Origin of the sequence: Falsirhodobacter sp. 1013 (assembly GCF_051195255.1) — a bacterium.
In the GTDB taxonomy this organism is placed as follows: domain Bacteria; phylum Pseudomonadota; class Alphaproteobacteria; order Rhodobacterales; family Rhodobacteraceae; genus Falsirhodobacter.
The window spans coordinates 194,842-209,201 of record NZ_JBNJLK010000001.1 but is presented as its reverse complement, the minus strand read 5'-3'; the positions used below and the strand labels follow the sequence as shown (position 1 = coordinate 209,201).

The 14,360-nt window shown below is 64.8% G+C and carries 15 protein-coding genes; 6 read left to right on the top strand and 9 right to left on the bottom strand.

The genetic code is table 11. The annotated features are described in order from the left end of the window. Nucleotides 1-84: 84 nt before the first annotated feature. On the bottom strand, nt 85-1,110 hold the full coding sequence (hemE, locus tag ACSHZY_RS01135) for a uroporphyrinogen decarboxylase (protein ID WP_435164306.1): 1,026 nt from the start codon (nt 1,108-1,110) through the stop codon (nt 85-87). Nucleotides 1,111-1,196: 86 nt separating this feature from the next. On the opposite strand from hemE, the gene hemC reads away from it, so the two are divergent. Both hemC and ACSHZY_RS01125 read left to right on the top strand, forming a co-directional pair. Next, nucleotides 1,197-2,129: a hydroxymethylbilane synthase gene (hemC, locus tag ACSHZY_RS01130; protein ID WP_435164304.1), complete on the top strand. Its 933-nt coding sequence runs from the start codon at nt 1,197-1,199 to the stop codon at nt 2,127-2,129. A gap of 57 nt (nt 2,130-2,186) precedes the next feature. After that, nucleotides 2,187-2,615, top strand: coding sequence for an OsmC family protein (locus ACSHZY_RS01125; protein WP_435164302.1), 429 nt, complete (start codon nt 2,187-2,189; stop codon nt 2,613-2,615). A 69-nt stretch (nt 2,616-2,684) separates the two neighbouring features. Here the strand turns inward: ACSHZY_RS01125 and ACSHZY_RS01120 are convergent, their stop codons facing one another. The 8 genes from ACSHZY_RS01120 to ACSHZY_RS01085 form a co-directional block, all read right to left on the bottom strand. Beyond that, complete coding sequence (locus tag ACSHZY_RS01120) at nt 2,685-3,464, bottom strand: succinate dehydrogenase iron-sulfur subunit (RefSeq protein ID WP_271972159.1); 780 nt, start codon at nt 3,462-3,464, stop codon at nt 2,685-2,687. A 4-nt stretch (nt 3,465-3,468) separates the two neighbouring features. Beyond that, nucleotides 3,469-3,759, bottom strand: a complete 291-nt coding sequence (locus ACSHZY_RS01115) for a hypothetical protein (protein WP_435164299.1) — start codon at nt 3,757-3,759, stop codon at nt 3,469-3,471. Next, nucleotides 3,759-4,079, bottom strand: a complete 321-nt coding sequence (locus ACSHZY_RS01110) for a hypothetical protein (protein ID WP_435164297.1) — start codon at nt 4,077-4,079, stop codon at nt 3,759-3,761. Before ACSHZY_RS01110 ends, ACSHZY_RS01115 begins: the two co-directional genes overlap by 1 nt. Then, nucleotides 4,079-5,881 carry a succinate dehydrogenase flavoprotein subunit gene (gene sdhA, locus ACSHZY_RS01105; protein WP_435164296.1) on the bottom strand — a complete coding sequence of 601 codons (1,803 nt, stop codon included), beginning with the start codon at nt 5,879-5,881 and terminating at the stop codon, nt 4,079-4,081. The genes ACSHZY_RS01110 and sdhA overlap by 1 nt, the downstream gene beginning before the upstream one ends. Before the next feature lie 10 nt (nt 5,882-5,891). Beyond that, nucleotides 5,892-6,263 (bottom strand): succinate dehydrogenase, hydrophobic membrane anchor protein, encoded by a 372-nt coding sequence (sdhD, locus tag ACSHZY_RS01100; protein WP_435164294.1) that lies wholly within the window; start codon nt 6,261-6,263, stop codon nt 5,892-5,894. A gap of 9 nt (nt 6,264-6,272) precedes the next feature. Continuing rightward, the gene (gene sdhC, locus ACSHZY_RS01095; RefSeq protein WP_435164292.1) at nt 6,273-6,656 is read right to left on the bottom strand and encodes a succinate dehydrogenase, cytochrome b556 subunit; all 384 of its coding nucleotides are present in this window, start codon (nt 6,654-6,656) and stop codon (nt 6,273-6,275) included. 189 nt (nt 6,657-6,845) lie between these two features. Beyond that, nucleotides 6,846-7,049, bottom strand: a complete 204-nt coding sequence (locus ACSHZY_RS01090; protein WP_435164290.1) for a DUF1737 domain-containing protein — start codon at nt 7,047-7,049, stop codon at nt 6,846-6,848. A 6-nt stretch (nt 7,050-7,055) separates the two neighbouring features. Then, entirely contained in the window at nt 7,056-7,862 is an 807-nt protein-coding gene (locus ACSHZY_RS01085) for an HpcH/HpaI aldolase/citrate lyase family protein (protein WP_435164288.1), read from the bottom strand. A gap of 188 nt (nt 7,863-8,050) precedes the next feature. Here ACSHZY_RS01085 and mdh point away from each other — a divergent pair, with 188 nt between their 5' ends. From mdh to ACSHZY_RS01065, 4 genes are all read left to right on the top strand, one after another. Beyond that, nucleotides 8,051-9,013 carry a malate dehydrogenase gene (mdh, locus tag ACSHZY_RS01080; RefSeq protein ID WP_435164286.1) on the top strand — a complete coding sequence of 321 codons (963 nt, stop codon included), beginning with the start codon at nt 8,051-8,053 and terminating at the stop codon, nt 9,011-9,013. 236 nt (nt 9,014-9,249) lie between these two features. Further along, nucleotides 9,250-10,443, top strand: a complete 1,194-nt coding sequence (sucC, locus tag ACSHZY_RS01075; RefSeq protein ID WP_435164284.1) for an ADP-forming succinate--CoA ligase subunit beta — start codon at nt 9,250-9,252, stop codon at nt 10,441-10,443. Between the two features lie 3 nt (nt 10,444-10,446). Next, nucleotides 10,447-11,334 (top strand): succinate--CoA ligase subunit alpha, encoded by an 888-nt coding sequence (gene sucD, locus ACSHZY_RS01070; RefSeq protein WP_435164282.1) that lies wholly within the window; start codon nt 10,447-10,449, stop codon nt 11,332-11,334. Between the two features lie 52 nt (nt 11,335-11,386). Further along, the gene (locus ACSHZY_RS01065) at nt 11,387-14,359 is read left to right on the top strand and encodes a 2-oxoglutarate dehydrogenase E1 component (protein ID WP_435164280.1); all 2,973 of its coding nucleotides are present in this window, start codon (nt 11,387-11,389) and stop codon (nt 14,357-14,359) included. The last annotated feature ends 1 nt before the right edge of the window (nt 14,360 follow it).

Sequence of the window (14,360 nt, the reverse complement as noted above, 5' to 3'; positions counted from 1 at the left end):
AGGGACCCGTAGCGCGGGACCGAAGACGCATGCCTTGCCCCGAGGGCCCGCCACGCCGGAGGGGGCGACGAGCCAGGTCTGAGGTCAGCCGCGGATGGCGGCCAGCATCCGGTGCACGTTGTCGGGATCGGCGTCGGGCGTGATGCCGTGGCCCAGGTTGAAGATGTGCGGCCCGTTGCGGAAGGCGGCGACGATGCGCTTGGTTTCGGCTTCCAGATTCGTGGGGTCCACCAAATGGTGCGGGGCGAGGTTGCCCTGCACGCAGCCCGACACCTGCACCTGCGCCGCCGCCCAGTCCGGTTGAACCGAGTTGTCGATGGCCACGGCATCCGCGCCCACGGCCTGCGCGAAGCCGACGTAACGCTCCTTCGCCTCGCGCGGGAAGGCGATGACGGGCAGGGTAGGGTGGCGGCGCTTCAGTTCCGTGATGATGGTCTGGGCCGGGGCCAGCGCGAAATCGTCGAAATCGGCACCCTTCAGCGATCCGGCCCAGCTGTCGAACAGCTTGATGACCTCGGCCCCTGCGCGCACCTGGCAATCCAGGTATTCGATCGTGGCCTCGGTGATGCGGTTGATCAGCGCCTGGAAGGCGGGGCGGTCGGTGTCCTTCAGGCGGTGCGCGGGCCCCTGATCCGGCGTGCCGCGGCCGGCGACCATGTAGGTGGCCACGGTCCAGGGCGCGCCGGCAAAGCCGATCAGCGTCACGGGATCGGGCAGTTCGCGCGACAGGATCTTCACCGTTTCATAGACGGGCGACAGCGTGTCGTGGATCGTGTCGGTCGGGCGCAGGGCCTGAACCCCCGCCATGTCGGTGATGGTCGACAGGCGCGGGCCTTCGCCTTGCACGAAACGCAGGTCCAACCCCAAGGCCTGCGGGATCAGCAGGATGTCCGCGAACAGGATCGCCGCGTCGAAGCCGTAGCGGCGGATGGGCTGCAACGTCACCTCGGCCGCAAGGTCGGGGGTGTAGCACAGTGACAGGAAATCCCCGGCCTGCGCCCGCGTCGCGCGGTATTCGGGCAGGTAGCGGCCGGCTTGGCGCATCATCCAGACGGGCGGCGTGGGCAGGACCTCGCCCGCTAGGGCGCGCAGGATCGGCTTGTCGGTCATGGTCGGATCTCCTTCGGGCCCATCTCGGGGGGTGGGTGGGCAGAGTCAAGGTTGCCCGCCCCCTTCCGGCACGGTAGATGGGGCATATGACCCAGATGCCCACCCCTGACGCGCCGCTTCGCATCGGCACCCGTGGATCGCCGCTTGCGCTGGCGCAGGCGCATGAAACGCGCGACCGGCTGGCGCAGGCGCATGACCTGCCGCCCGACTGCTTCCAGATCGTGCCGATCAAGACCACCGGCGACCGCGTGCAGGACCGCGCCCTGCGCGAAGTGGGCGGCAAGGGCCTGTTCACGAAAGAGATCGAGGAGGCGCTGCTGGACGGCACCATCGATCTGGCCGTGCATTCCATGAAGGACATGCCGGTGCAACAGCCCGAGGGCCTGATCCTGGACACCTGGCTGCCGCGCGAGGATGTGCGGGACGCGTTCATCGCGCCGGGCCTCGGCGGCATCGCCGACCTGCCGCAGGGCGCGGTGGTCGGCACGTCCAGCCTCCGCCGCCGGGCGCAGTTGCTGGCGCGCCGGCCCGACCTGCAGGTGGTGGAATTCCGCGGCAACCTTCAGACCCGGATGCGCAAGCTGGACGAAGGCGTGGCGCAGGCGACGTTCCTCGCCATGGCGGGTCTGAACCGGTTGGGCATGGAGGTGGGCCAAAGCCCCATCGTGCCCGAAGACATGCTGCCCGCCGTGGCGCAAGGCGCCATCGGGATCGAGCGTCGCATGACCGATAATCGCGTGGCCGCGATGCTGGCGGTCCTCCACGACGCGCCCACGGCGGCCTGCATCCGGGCCGAACGGGCGTTTCTTGCGACGCTGGACGGATCCTGCGAAACGCCGATCGCGGGGCTGGCCTTGCTGGTGGACGGCGGGCTGTGGCTACGCGGCGAAATCCTGCGCCCCGACGGTACCGAGGTGCTGGCCGGCGAACGTCGCGGCCCTGTCGCGGACGGTGAAGCGATGGGCGAGGATCTGGCCCGCGACCTCCTCTCGCGCGCAGGTGATGGGTTCTTTGGTTGAAAGGCCCCAAGGCCGGTCTAGCTGCCTGACCCGTATCCCAACGCGAAGGAGACGATCATGGCTATCGTGAAAAAAGGTTCGGCCCAGTGGTCCGGCGGCATCAAGGACGGCAAGGGCACCATCTCCACCGAGAGCGGTGCGCTGAACGCCCATCCCTACGGTTTTGCCGCGCGCTTTGAAGGCGTCAAGGGCTCCAACCCCGAGGAGCTGATCGGTGCGGCCCACGCGTCCTGCTTTACAATGGCGCTGTCGCTGGTTCTGGAAAAGGCCGGCTTCAAGGCCGACAACATGGACACGGTCGCGGCGGTGACGCTGGACAAGGAAGGCGAAGGGTTCGCCGTGAAGAAGTCGGAACTGACGCTGACGGCCACCGTGCCCGGCATCTCGGAGGACGAGTTCCAGAAGGCGGCTGCGGACGCCAAGGTGAACTGCCCGATTTCCAAGCTGCTGAACACCGAGATCACGCTGAACGCTTCGCTGGCGTAAGGCTTTCCGTCCGACAAGGAAAAACCCCCGCCGGTTGGCGGGGGTTTTTCTGTTCGACGCAGCGGTGGGTCAGACGACCCGCTCGACGATCATCTTCTTGATCTCGGCAATGGCCTTGGCCGGGTTCAGACCCTTGGGGCAGGTCTTGGCGCAGTTCATGATCGTGTGGCAACGGTACAGCTTGAAGGGATCCTCCAGCTCGTCCAGACGCTCACCCGTGGCTTCGTCCCGGCTGTCGATGATCCAGCGATACGCGTGCAGCAGCGCCGCCGGACCCAGATAGCGATCCTGGTTCCACCAGTAGCTCGGGCAGGCGGTGGAGCACGAGGCGCACATGATGCACTCGTACAACCCGTCCAGCTTCTTGCGGTCGTCGATGGACTGGCGCCATTCCTTGGCCGGACGGTTCGTCTTCGTTTCCAGCCACGGCATGATGGACGCGTGCTGGGCGTAGAAGGTCGTCAGATCGGGGATCAGGTCGCGAACCACCGGCATGTGGGGCAGGGGGTAGATCTTCACGTCGCCCTTGATCTGGTCCAGACCGTAGATGCAGGCGATCGTGTTGATCCCGTCGATGTTCATCGCGCAGGACCCGCAGATGCCTTCGCGGCAGGACCGGCGGAAGGTCAGCGTGGGGTCGATCTCGTTCTTGATCTTGATCAGGGCATCCAGGACCATCGGACCGCATTTGTCCATGTCCAGGAAGTAGGTGTCGACCCGCGGGTTTTCCCCGTCCTCGGCGCTCCAGCGATAGATCTGGAACTTGCGGACATTGGTCGCGCCCTCGGGCTTCGGCCAGGTCTTTCCGGTACGGATCTTGGAGTTTTTCGGCAGTGTGAACTGAACCATAAGATCATCCCCTCCAGTCAGGGCGCTCGTATAGCGGACGCGTCGGCATCTCGCCCGATTTGTTGAAGACGCAGGTCTGGTAGACAGCTGCCGGATCGCGTCCCATGAAGAAGTCCGACGACGCGTTGATCTCGACGCCGGTATAGGTGTGGCCGCCCGAACCCGTGCCGATCTCGACATAGCCGCGCGGGTGCAGCGCAAGTTCGGCGCGGCGGAAGCAGGCGGCCTCGGCATCCTCGCGCGGGATCGGCCCGCAGGCCGCCACCGCCAGAAGAAGAAGCGCCGCGGCCCGCATCAGTAGCTCAGCCCCGTCAGGGCCGGCAGCCCTTGCGAGCCAAGGCACTGCACCGTCGACGGCCGGGACAGGATCCGCGCCACGATCTGCACCGTGGTCGTGCCGGCCCGCGTTCCGATGTCGCGCGCAAGGGTCGAAAGCTCCCCCGCGTCGGCATTGTCGATGACGCAGTTGGTCGCCGCCTCGGCCTGCCCGGATGGCATGTATTGTGCCACGACCGGGTTCACAACCGACCGGGCCGCACTGCGTGCAACATTGTCGGCCACCGTCTGCGGAGAGCAGGCGGCAAGCAGAAGGGCAGAGGCGACGATCCGGCGCATCAGTAGACCCGTGCCTTCGGCGCGATCTTCTTCAGATCGATCCCGCCTTCCTCGAACGTGGTCAGCGGATCAAGGCGCACGGGACGGTAGTCCAGACGCACCTCGTTCCCATCGACCCAGGCTAGGCTGTGCTTGCGCCAGTTCACGTCGTCGCGATCCGGATAATCCTCGTGCGCGTGGGCGCCGCGGGATTCCTTGCGGGCCTCGGCCCCGACCACGGTGGCCAGCGCGTTCGGCATCAGGTTCGCAAGTTCCAGCGTTTCCATCAGGTCGGAGTTCCAGATGAGGCTGCGGTCGGTCACCTTGATGTCGGCCATCTTGGCGGCGATCGCCTTCATCTTGGCCACGCCTTCGGCCAGCGTCTTGTCCGTGCGGAACACGGCCGCGTCGGCCTGCATGGTGCGCTGCATCTCCAGCCGAAGCTCGGCCGTAGGGATGCTGCCATTGGCGTTGCGGAAACGGTCGAAGCGGTCGAAGATCGCGTCGATGGCCGCCGTGTTGGCGGGTTCGTTGCGGTCCTTCGGGTTCACGACTTCTGCCGCCCGGATGGCCGCCGCACGCCCGAACACCACAAGGTCGATCAGCGAGTTGGAGCCGAGACGGTTCGCCCCGTGCACCGACGCGCAGCCCGCTTCGCCCACGGCCATCAGGCCGGGAAGGATGGCGTCGGGATTGTCGGCCGTCGGGCTCAGCACCTCGCCCCAATAGTTGGTGGGGATGCCGCCCATGTTGTAGTGCACCGTCGGCAGAACCGGGATCGGTTCCTTCGTCAGGTCCACGCCCGCGAAGATGCGCGCGGATTCGGAAATTCCCGGCAGGCGTTCGTGCAGCGTTTCGGGCGGCAGGTGGTTCAGGTGCAGGTGGATGTGGTCCTTGTGTTCGCCCACGCCGCGGCCTTCACGGATTTCCAGCGTCATGCAGCGCGACACCACGTCGCGCGACGCCAGATCCTTGTAGGTCGGGGCGTAGCGTTCCATGAACCGCTCCCCTTCCGAGTTGGTGAGGTAGCCGCCTTCGCCGCGCGCGCCTTCGGTGATCAGGCAGCCCGAGCCGTAGATGCCGGTCGGGTGGAACTGCACGAACTCCATGTCCTGAAGCGGCAGGCCCGCGCGCGCCACCATTCCGCCACCGTCGCCGGTGCAGGTGTGGGCCGAGGTCGCGCTGAAATAGGCGCGGCCGTAGCCGCCCGTGGCCAGCACCACCATCTTGGCGTTGAAGACGTGCATCGTGCCGTCATCGAGCTTCCATGCCACGACGCCCGTGCACTTGCCGTTCGTCATGATGAGGTCGAGCGCGAAGTACTCGATGTAGAATTCCGCGTTGTGCTTCAGCGACTGGCCGTACAGCGTGTGCAGGATTGCGTGGCCGGTCCGGTCGGCGGCGGCGCAGGTGCGCTGCACCGGGGGGCCTTCGCCGTATTCCGTCGTGTGGCCGCCGAAGGGCCGCTGGTAGATCTTGCCTTCTTCCGTGCGGGAGAAGGGGACGCCGTAATGCTCCAGCTCGTACACGGCCTTGGGGGCTTCGCGTGCGAGGTATTCCATCGCGTCCGTGTCGCCCAGCCAGTCCGACCCCTTCACGGTGTCGTACATGTGCCACTGCCAGCTGTCCGGACCCATGTTCGACAAGGACGCCGCGATGCCGCCTTGGGCCGCGACGGTGTGCGAACGGGTCGGGAAGACCTTGGTCACGCAGGCGGTGCGCAGGCCCTGTTCGGCCATGCCCAGTGTCGCGCGCAGGCCCGCGCCGCCGGCGCCGACCACGACCACATCGTATTCGTGGGTTTCGTATTCGTAAGCAGACATCGGTTTTCCTTCAGAGCGCGAGCTTGACCAGCGCGAACAGCACCAGCCCGATGCAGACATAGCTGAACGCCGTCGACAGCAGGATCAGCGAGATCCGCACCTTCGCCTTGGTGTAATCCTCGAACATGACCTGCGCGCCGTTCTTGAAGTGGATCAGGCCCACGATCATCGTCAGAGCCGCGATCAGCACCGGCAGGGGACGCGAGTAGTATTCGACGGCGTCCGCATATTCCATCCCCAGCGCATGGCCGAAGGTGAAGATGAACAGCGGAACCAGAATCACCAGCGCCGCCGAGGAGACCTGCGTGTTCCAGTAGTGATGCGCGCCGCTGTGGGCCGAGCCGTGGCCGTGAACGCGCTTGTAGTCGGTCAGGTAACGCATGATGCCTCCTTACAGCGCGATCAGCGTGATGAGCGTCAGCACGACGGAGCCGACGAGGCAGACGATGCCCAGCATCTCGGCCTTCTTGATCTCCAGCGCGTAGCCCCGGTCCCAAATCAGGTGACGGATGCCGGCAAGGAAGTGGTACCACATTCCCAGAAGGGACAGGGACATCACCAGGTCGCCGAACCACGAGGTGATGAAGCCGTTCGCAGTCTCATACGCCTCTTCACCCAGGGCCGCCGCCACCAGCCACCACACGATCAGGACCACCGCCACCAGCATCGCGTTGCCGGTGATTCGGGTCAGGATCGAGGTGATCGAGGTGATTTGAGGGCGGTAGATCTGGAGATGGGGGGAAAGCGGTCGCTGAATCCGTTTCGCTTCAGCCATGTTCGAACCCTTCTCTTGCTTGCACGCCCGCAGGACAGAAAGGGGGCGGGCTGGCTGGTTTTCGCAATTCCGTCATATACGATTGTACGCCAAAGTCACGCGGACAGAAGCCCCTCTTCGCCCAATTGATGGGCAAAGAGAAAGAAAAAGACGCTTGTGATCACGGAGGAATAACCCGTGATCACAGCTTCACTGTTCGCCCAGCTTCGTGTCGGGCGTGTAGGTGCCCGGCACCTCCTTCACCACGCCCTGACCGCAGCGCATCAGGCCCTTGGCGCTGTCGAAGGCATAGGTCGGGCTGCCATACAGCTCCCATCCCTTGTTCAGGGCGGCGGTGACCTTGTGACAGAACGCGGACGTGTCGTCTTCGGTCAGCAGGCGGTAGAGTTTCATGGATCCTCACAGTTTTCCGATGGCTTCGGCCAGCGCCAGCGTGCGCCGGGCCATGTCGACATGCAAGGCCTCCACGATGCGGCCTTCCACGACGGCGATGGCGCTGCCATCCTGCTCGGCGGCCTCATGCGCGGCGATCTGGCGCCGGGCCAGGTCGATCTCGGCGGGGGAAGGGCTGAAGACCTCGTTCACGACGTCCAGCTGGGCGGGGTGGATCACGGTCTTGCCGTCAAAGCCCAGGTCCAGCCCTTGCGCCGCCTCGCTCCGCAAGGCGTCGATGTCGCGGAACGCCGCGTGAACGCCGTCCAGAATCGGCTTGCCCGTGGCCCGCGCTGCAAGCACACAGGCGGCCAAGGCGTGCGTCAGGCCCAGCCGGTCCGGACGCGGGCGCAGATGCAGCTCCCGTTCCAGATCGTTGGTGCCCATGATCAGCCCTTCCACCTTCGGATGTGCGGCAATGGCAGGGGCGTTCAGGATCGCCTGCGCCGTTTCCATCATCACCCACAAGGGGTGCGGGCTGTCCGGCAGGTCGGCGGACCGCACCTTGGGCAGGACCAGCGCGTCCAGCGGCACATCGGTCAGCGCCGCCATGTCCGTTTCATCATTCACCCGGACCAGGCGCAAGCGGTGGCCGTACTCCATGTCCCGCAGGGCCTGGATCAACCTCGCCCGCGCCTCGTCCTTGCGGGCCGGGCTGACGGCGTCTTCCAGATCGAAGATGATCGCGTCGCAGGGGAGGGTGCGGGCCTTGTCCAGCGCGCGGGCATTGGCCGCAGGAATGTAAAGCGCCGAACGCAGGGGGCGGATGGGCATGGCGTTCCTCCCTTGAAGGTTGCGCGCACTGGACCAGCTTGCCCGGTCATTCGCAAGCACTTGCGATGTGAAAGCCGGTTGGCTACCAACAACGCCAAGCGGTGGGAGGAGGAGCCCTGGGAACTTGCGTGACGGCAATTCAGGGGCTACCCCATTCAGCGTCAATCCTCATGGACCGGAGATATTTCATGGCCAGACCCAAGATTGCACTGATCGGCGCGGGACAGATCGGCGGCACGCTCGCCCATCTCGCCGCGATCAAGGAACTCGGCGACATCGTGCTGTTCGACATTTCGGAAGGCACGCCGCAGGGCAAGGCGCTGGACATCGCACAGTCCGGCCCGTCCGAAGGCTTCGACGCCGTGATGAAGGGCGCCAACAGCTATGAAGACATTGCGGGCGCGGATGTCTGCATCGTCACCGCCGGCGTGCCGCGTAAGCCGGGGATGAGCCGTGACGACCTGCTGGGCATCAACCTCAAGGTCATGAAGGCCGTGGGCGAAGGCATCAAGGCGCACGCGCCGAACGCCTTCGTGATCTGCATCACCAACCCGCTGGACGCGATGGTCTGGGCGCTGCGCGAATTCTCGGGCCTGCCGCACAACAAGGTCGTCGGCATGGCCGGCGTGCTCGACTCCGCCCGTTTCCGTCACTTCCTGTCGCTGGAATTCAACGTCTCCATGCGCGACGTGACGGCCTTCGTGCTGGGCGGCCACGGCGACACGATGGTGCCGCTGGCCCGTTATTCCACCGTGGCCGGCATTCCGCTGCCCGACCTGGTGCAGATGGGCTGGACGACGCAGGAAAAGCTGGACGCGATCATCCAGCGCACCCGTGACGGTGGCGCCGAGATCGTCGGCCTGCTGAAGACCGGCTCGGCCTTCTACGCGCCCGCAACCTCGGCGATCGAGATGGCGGAAGCCTATCTGAAGGACCAGAAGCGCCTTCTGCCCTGCGCTGCCTACGTGGACGGCGCCTTCGGCCTGAACGGCATGTATGTCGGCGTGCCCACGATCATTGGCAAGGACGGGATCGAGCGGATCGTCGACATCAAGCTGGCAGGTGAGGAGCAGGCGATGTTCGACAAGTCCGTCGACGCTGTCAAAGGCCTCGTCGCCGCCTGCAAGGAAATCGACCCCTCGCTGGCCTGATCCGCTCGGCAGCGATTCTGAGGCGCGTCCGGTTTCCGGGCGCGCCTTTTTGCTGCGATCTACGCCGCACCGCCAAAAGCCGTGCCGCAGCGCAGAATATTGTGATCACACATTTTCAGACTGTGATCACGAAGTGCAGATTTCGGCCGTCCTTCGCCTATCCGCGTTTGAATTCGTTTCAACGGCGGTCAGATCCGTGTCATCGATATGACAAATCACCAGCATGGGACATTGCCATGAACATCCATGAATACCAGGCCAAGGCGCTTCTGCGCGATTACGGCGCGCCTGTTTCGGACGGACGCATCGTGCTCAAGGCAGATGAGGCCAAATCGGCCGCCGGTGAGCTGGGCGGCCCGCTCTGGGTCGTGAAATCGCAGATCCATGCCGGCGGTCGCGGCAAGGGCAAGTTCGTCGAGGCTTCGGCCGGCGAGAAGGGCGGCGTCCGTCTGGCGAAGTCCGTCGCGGAAGCCGAAGAGCTGGCCAAGCAGATGCTGGGCCGCACGCTGGTCACGCACCAGACCGGTCCGGCCGGCAAGCAGGTGAACCGCATCTACATCGAAGACGGTTCGGACATCGAGCGTGAGCTGTATCTTGCGCTGCTGGTGGACCGTCAGACCTCTCGCGTGTCCTTCGTCGTGTCGACCGAAGGCGGCATGGACATCGAGGAAGTGGCGGAGCACACGCCCGAGAAAATCGTCAGCTTCTCCGTCGATCCGGCGGCGGGTCTGGCCGACTTCCACGGCCGCAAGGTTGCCTTCGCGCTTGGTCTCGAAGGGGCACTGGTCAAGCAGTGCGTGTCGCTGGTCAAGCTTCTCTACAAGGCCTTCATCGAGAAGGACATGGAGATGCTGGAGATCAACCCGCTGATCGTGACGCCGCAAGGCCAGATCAAGGTGCTGGACGCGAAGGTCAGCTTCGACAACAACGCCCTGTACCGTCACCCTGACATCATGGCGCTGCGCGACGAGACGGAAGAAGACCCGAAAGAGCTGGCGGCGTCCAAGTTTGACCTGAACTACATCGCGCTGGACGGCGAGATCGGCTGCATGGTCAACGGTGCGGGCCTTGCGATGGCCACGATGGACATCATCAAGCTGTATGGTGCGGAACCGGCCAACTTCCTCGACGTCGGCGGCGGCGCGACGAAAGAGAAGGTGACCGAGGCGTTCAAGATCATCACCTCCGATCCGAACGTCAAAGGCATCCTGGTCAACATCTTCGGCGGCATCATGCGCTGCGACATCATCGCGGAAGGCATCATCGCCGCTGTGAAGGAAGTGGGCCTTCAGGTTCCGCTGGTCGTGCGTCTGGAAGGCACGAACGTGGAGCAGGGCAAGGAGATCATCGCGAACTCCGGCCTGAACGTCATCGCGGGCGACAACCTGTCGGACGCGGCGCAGAAAATCGTCAAAGCGGTGAAGGGGTAATCCATGGCCGTTCTCGTCAACGAAAACACCAAGGTCATCTGCCAGGGCATCACCGGCAGCCAGGGGACCTTCCACTCGGAACAGGCGATCGCCTACGGCACGAAGATGGTCGGCGGCGTGACGCCCGGCAAGGGCGGGCAGGAGCATCTGGGCTTGCCGGTCTTCGATTCTGTGCATGACGCCATCGCGAAAACCGGCGCCAACGCGTCCGTGATCTACGTCCCGCCGCCTTTCGCGGCCGACTCGATCCTGGAAGCCATCGACGCCGAGATGGAGCTGATCATCTGCATCACCGAAGGCATCCCGGTGCTGGACATGATGAAGGTGAAGCGCGCGCTGCTGAACTCCAAGTCGCGCCTGATCGGGCCGAACTGCCCCGGCGTCATCACGCCGGACGCCTGCAAGATCGGCATCATGCCGGGCCACATCCACAAACGTGGCTCCATCGGTGTTGTATCGCGTTCGGGCACGCTTACCTATGAAGCCGTGAAACAGACATCCGACCTCGGCCTCGGCCAATCCTCGGCGGTTGGCATCGGCGGCGACCCGATCAAGGGCACCGAGCACCTCGAAGTGCTCGACATGTTCCTGTCGGACCCGGAAACGGAAGCCATGATCATGATCGGCGAAATCGGCGGTTCCGCCGAGGAAGAAGCCGCGCAGTTCCTGGCCGACGAACGCCAGAAGGGCCGCTGGAAGCCGACCGCCGGCTTTATCGCGGGCCGCACGGCGCCTCCCGGACGTCGCATGGGCCATGCCGGTGCCATCGTGTCCGGCGGCAAGGGCGATGCGGACAGCAAGATCGCAGCCATGAAAGAGGCCGGCATCGTCGTCGCCGACAGCCCCGCCCATCTGGGCGAGGCGGTGATGAAGGCGCTCGGTCGCGCATAACCCATAGGCGCCGCCCTTCCGGGGGCGGCGCACCCATTTGTCAGGTGCAGCCATGACGGAACAAAGCCCCAACCAGCAATTCCAAGCCTCCTCCTTCATGGACGGGGCCAACGCCGATTACATCGACCAGCTTCAGGCCCGGTACGCCACCGATCCAGACAGCGTCGATCAGCAATGGGCCGAGTTCTTCGCCGCGCTTGGCGAAAGCGACCAGGATGTGAAGCGTGCCGCCGCAGGTCCCAGCTGGGCCCGCGCCGACTGGCCGCCGCAGCCGGTCGACGATCTGACCGCCGCCTTGACGGGCGAATGGCCGATGCTGCCCGCCGCCGATGCCAAGGCCGCCGCGAAGAAGATCGCGGGCAAGGCCGCCGAGGCGGGCGTTCCGGTGTCTGCCGACCAGATCCAGCGCGCCGTGCTGGATTCGATCCGCGCCATCATGCTGATCCGCGCCTACCGCATCCGCGGCCACTTCGCGGCCGATCTGGACCCTCTGGGAATGCGCGACATCAGCACCACCCACCATCCGGAGCTGGATCCCAAGACCTACGGGTTCACCGACGCCGACATGGACCGCCCGATCTTCCTCGACAACGTGTTGGGAATGCAGGTGGGTAGCCTGCGCCAGATCCTCGACATGGTGAAGCGCGTTTATTGCGGCACCTTCGCACTGCAATACATGCACATTTCCGATCCCGAACAGTCGGCCTGGCTGAAGGAACGGATCGAGGGCTACGGCAAGGAGATCGCCTTCACCCGTGAAGGCCGCCGTGCGATCCTGAACAAGCTGGTCGAGGCCGAGGGCTTCGAGAAGTTCCTGCATGTGAAATACATGGGAACGAAACGCTTCGGTCTGGATGGCGGCGAGGCGCTGATCCCCGCTATGGAGCAGATCATCAAGCGGGGCGGACAGCTGGGCGTGAAGGAAGTCGTCATCGGCATGCCGCACCGTGGCCGCCTGTCGGTGCTGGCCAACGTGATGCAGAAGCCCTTCCGCGCCATCTTCAACGAATTCCAGGGCGGCAGCTTCAAGCCGGACGATGTCGACGGTTCGGGCGACGTGAAATATCACCTCGGCGCCTCGGCCGACCGGTCGTTCGACGGCAACTCCGTCCACCTGTCGCTGACGGCCAACCCGTCGCACCTTGAAGCCGTGAACCCGGTGGTGCTGGGCAAGGTCCGCGCCAAGCAGGACCAGTACAACGACACCGAAAGCCGCGTGGCCGTCCTGCCGATCCTGCTGCATGGCGACGCGGCCTTTGCGGGTCAGGGCGTCGTGGCGGAATGCTTCGGCCTGTCGGGGCTGCGCGGTCACCGCACCGGCGGCACGATCCACATCGTCGTGAACAACCAGATCGGCTTCACCACGGCACCGTCGTTCAGCCGTTCATCGCCCTATCCGACGGACATCGCCTTGATGGTGGAAGCGCCGATCTTCCACGTGAACGGCGACGATCCGGAAGCGGTGGTTCATGCCGCGCGCGTCGCGATCGAATACCGTCAGAAGTTCCACAAGGACGTGGTCATCGACATCTTCTGCTATCGCCGGTTCGGGCACAACGAGGGCGATGAGCCCATGTTCACGAACCCCGCGATGTATCAGAAGATCCGCAAGCAGAAAACGACGCTGCAACTCTATACCGACCGTCTGGTCGCCGACGGGCTGATCCCGGAAGGCGAGATCGAGGACATGAAGGCGCAGTTCCAGTCCATGCTGAACGGCGAGTTCGAGGCCTCCAAGGACTACAAGCCGAACAAGGCCGACTGGCTGGACGGCCGCTGGAAGCACCTCAACCGTGAAGGCGAGGAGTATCAGGCCGGCCAGACCGCGATCGCGCCCGACACCATGGCCGAGATCGGCAAGGCGCTGACCGCCGCCCCCGAAGGGTTCGAACTGCACAAGACCGTGGCCCGTCTTCTGGAAGCCAAGGGCAAGATGTTCGAAACCGGCAAGGGCTTTGACTGGGCCACGGCCGAGGCGCTGGCTTTCGGATCGCTGGCGGTCGAGGGCTTCCCCGTCCGCCTGTCGGGCCAGGACTCCACCCGTGGCACGTTCAGCCAGCGGCATTCGGCTTTCGTCAACCAGTCGACGGAAGAACGCTACTACCCGCTGAACAACATCCGTCAGGGGCAGTCGCGCTACGAGGTCATCGACTCGATGCTCTCGGAATACGCGGTGCTGGGCTTCGAATACGGCTACTCGCTGTCCGAACCGAACGCCCTTGTTATGTGGGAAGCCCAGTTCGGCGATTTCGCCAACGGCGCGCAGATCATGTTCGACCAGTTCATCAACTCGGGCGAATCGAAATGGCTGCGGATGTCGGGCCTGACGATGCTGCTGCCACACGGCTATGAAGGGCAGGGGCCGGAGCATTCCTCCGCCCGTCTGGAACGCTTCCTGCAGATGAGCGCGAACGACAACTGGATCGTGGCCAACGTCTCGACGCCGGCGAACTACTTCCACATCCTGCGCCGCCAGATGCACCGGACCTTCCGCAAGCCGCTGGTGCTGATGACGCCGAAATCGCTGCTGCGCCATCCGATGTGCATCTCGGATGCGGCCGACTTCACGGACGGGTCCACCTTCCACCGCATCCTGTGGGATGACGCGGAACGCGGCCATTCGGAAACGAAGCTGCGTCCGGACGCCGAGATCAAGCGCGTCGTCATCTCCTCGGGCAAGGTTTATTACGACCTGCTGGCGGAGCGCGACAAGCGCGGGGCCGACGACGTCTACCTGCTGCGCCTGGAGCAGTTCTATCCCTTCCCGGCGCTGTCGCTGGTCAAGGAGCTGGAGCGCTTCAAGGACGCCGAGATCGTCTGGTGCCAGGAAGAGCCCAAGAACCAGGGTGGCTGGACCTTCGTGGAGCCGAACCTGGAATGGGTCCTGACGCGCATCGGCGCCAAGCACAGCCGCGCGGTCTATGCCGGGCGTGCGGCTTCGGCCTCGCCCGCGACGGGTCTCGCCTCGCGCCACAAGGCGGAGCAGGACGCGCTTGTGAACGAAGCTTTGACGGTAGGGGGCTGAT

What these genes read in the sequence shown, in the direction of transcription:
- hemE (WP_435164306.1), bottom strand. Translation starts at nt 1,110, where the DNA reads ATGACCGACAAGCCGATCCTGCGCGCCCTAGCGGGCGAGGTCCTGCCC.
- ACSHZY_RS01125 (WP_435164302.1), top strand. Translation starts at nt 2,187, where the DNA reads ATGGCTATCGTGAAAAAAGGTTCGGCCCAGTGGTCCGGCGGCATCAAG.
- ACSHZY_RS01110 (WP_435164297.1), bottom strand. Translation starts at nt 4,079, where the DNA reads ATGCGCCGGATCGTCGCCTCTGCCCTTCTGCTTGCCGCCTGCTCTCCG.
- ACSHZY_RS01120 (WP_271972159.1), bottom strand. Translation starts at nt 3,464, where the DNA reads ATGGTTCAGTTCACACTGCCGAAAAACTCCAAGATCCGTACCGGAAAG.
- mdh (WP_435164286.1), top strand. Translation starts at nt 8,051, where the DNA reads ATGGCCAGACCCAAGATTGCACTGATCGGCGCGGGACAGATCGGCGGC.
- hemC (WP_435164304.1), top strand. Translation starts at nt 1,197, where the DNA reads ATGACCCAGATGCCCACCCCTGACGCGCCGCTTCGCATCGGCACCCGT.
- ACSHZY_RS01090 (WP_435164290.1), bottom strand. Translation starts at nt 7,049, where the DNA reads ATGAAACTCTACCGCCTGCTGACCGAAGACGACACGTCCGCGTTCTGT.
- sdhD (WP_435164294.1), bottom strand. Translation starts at nt 6,263, where the DNA reads ATGCGTTACCTGACCGACTACAAGCGCGTTCACGGCCACGGCTCGGCC.
- sucD (WP_435164282.1), top strand. Translation starts at nt 10,447, where the DNA reads ATGGCCGTTCTCGTCAACGAAAACACCAAGGTCATCTGCCAGGGCATC.
- sdhA (WP_435164296.1), bottom strand. Translation starts at nt 5,881, where the DNA reads ATGTCTGCTTACGAATACGAAACCCACGAATACGATGTGGTCGTGGTC.
- sucC (WP_435164284.1), top strand. Translation starts at nt 9,250, where the DNA reads ATGAACATCCATGAATACCAGGCCAAGGCGCTTCTGCGCGATTACGGC.
- ACSHZY_RS01065 (WP_435164280.1), top strand. Translation starts at nt 11,387, where the DNA reads ATGACGGAACAAAGCCCCAACCAGCAATTCCAAGCCTCCTCCTTCATG.
- ACSHZY_RS01115 (WP_435164299.1), bottom strand. Translation starts at nt 3,759, where the DNA reads ATGCGGGCCGCGGCGCTTCTTCTTCTGGCGGTGGCGGCCTGCGGGCCG.
- ACSHZY_RS01085 (WP_435164288.1), bottom strand. Translation starts at nt 7,862, where the DNA reads ATGCCCATCCGCCCCCTGCGTTCGGCGCTTTACATTCCTGCGGCCAAT.
- sdhC (WP_435164292.1), bottom strand. Translation starts at nt 6,656, where the DNA reads ATGGCTGAAGCGAAACGGATTCAGCGACCGCTTTCCCCCCATCTCCAG.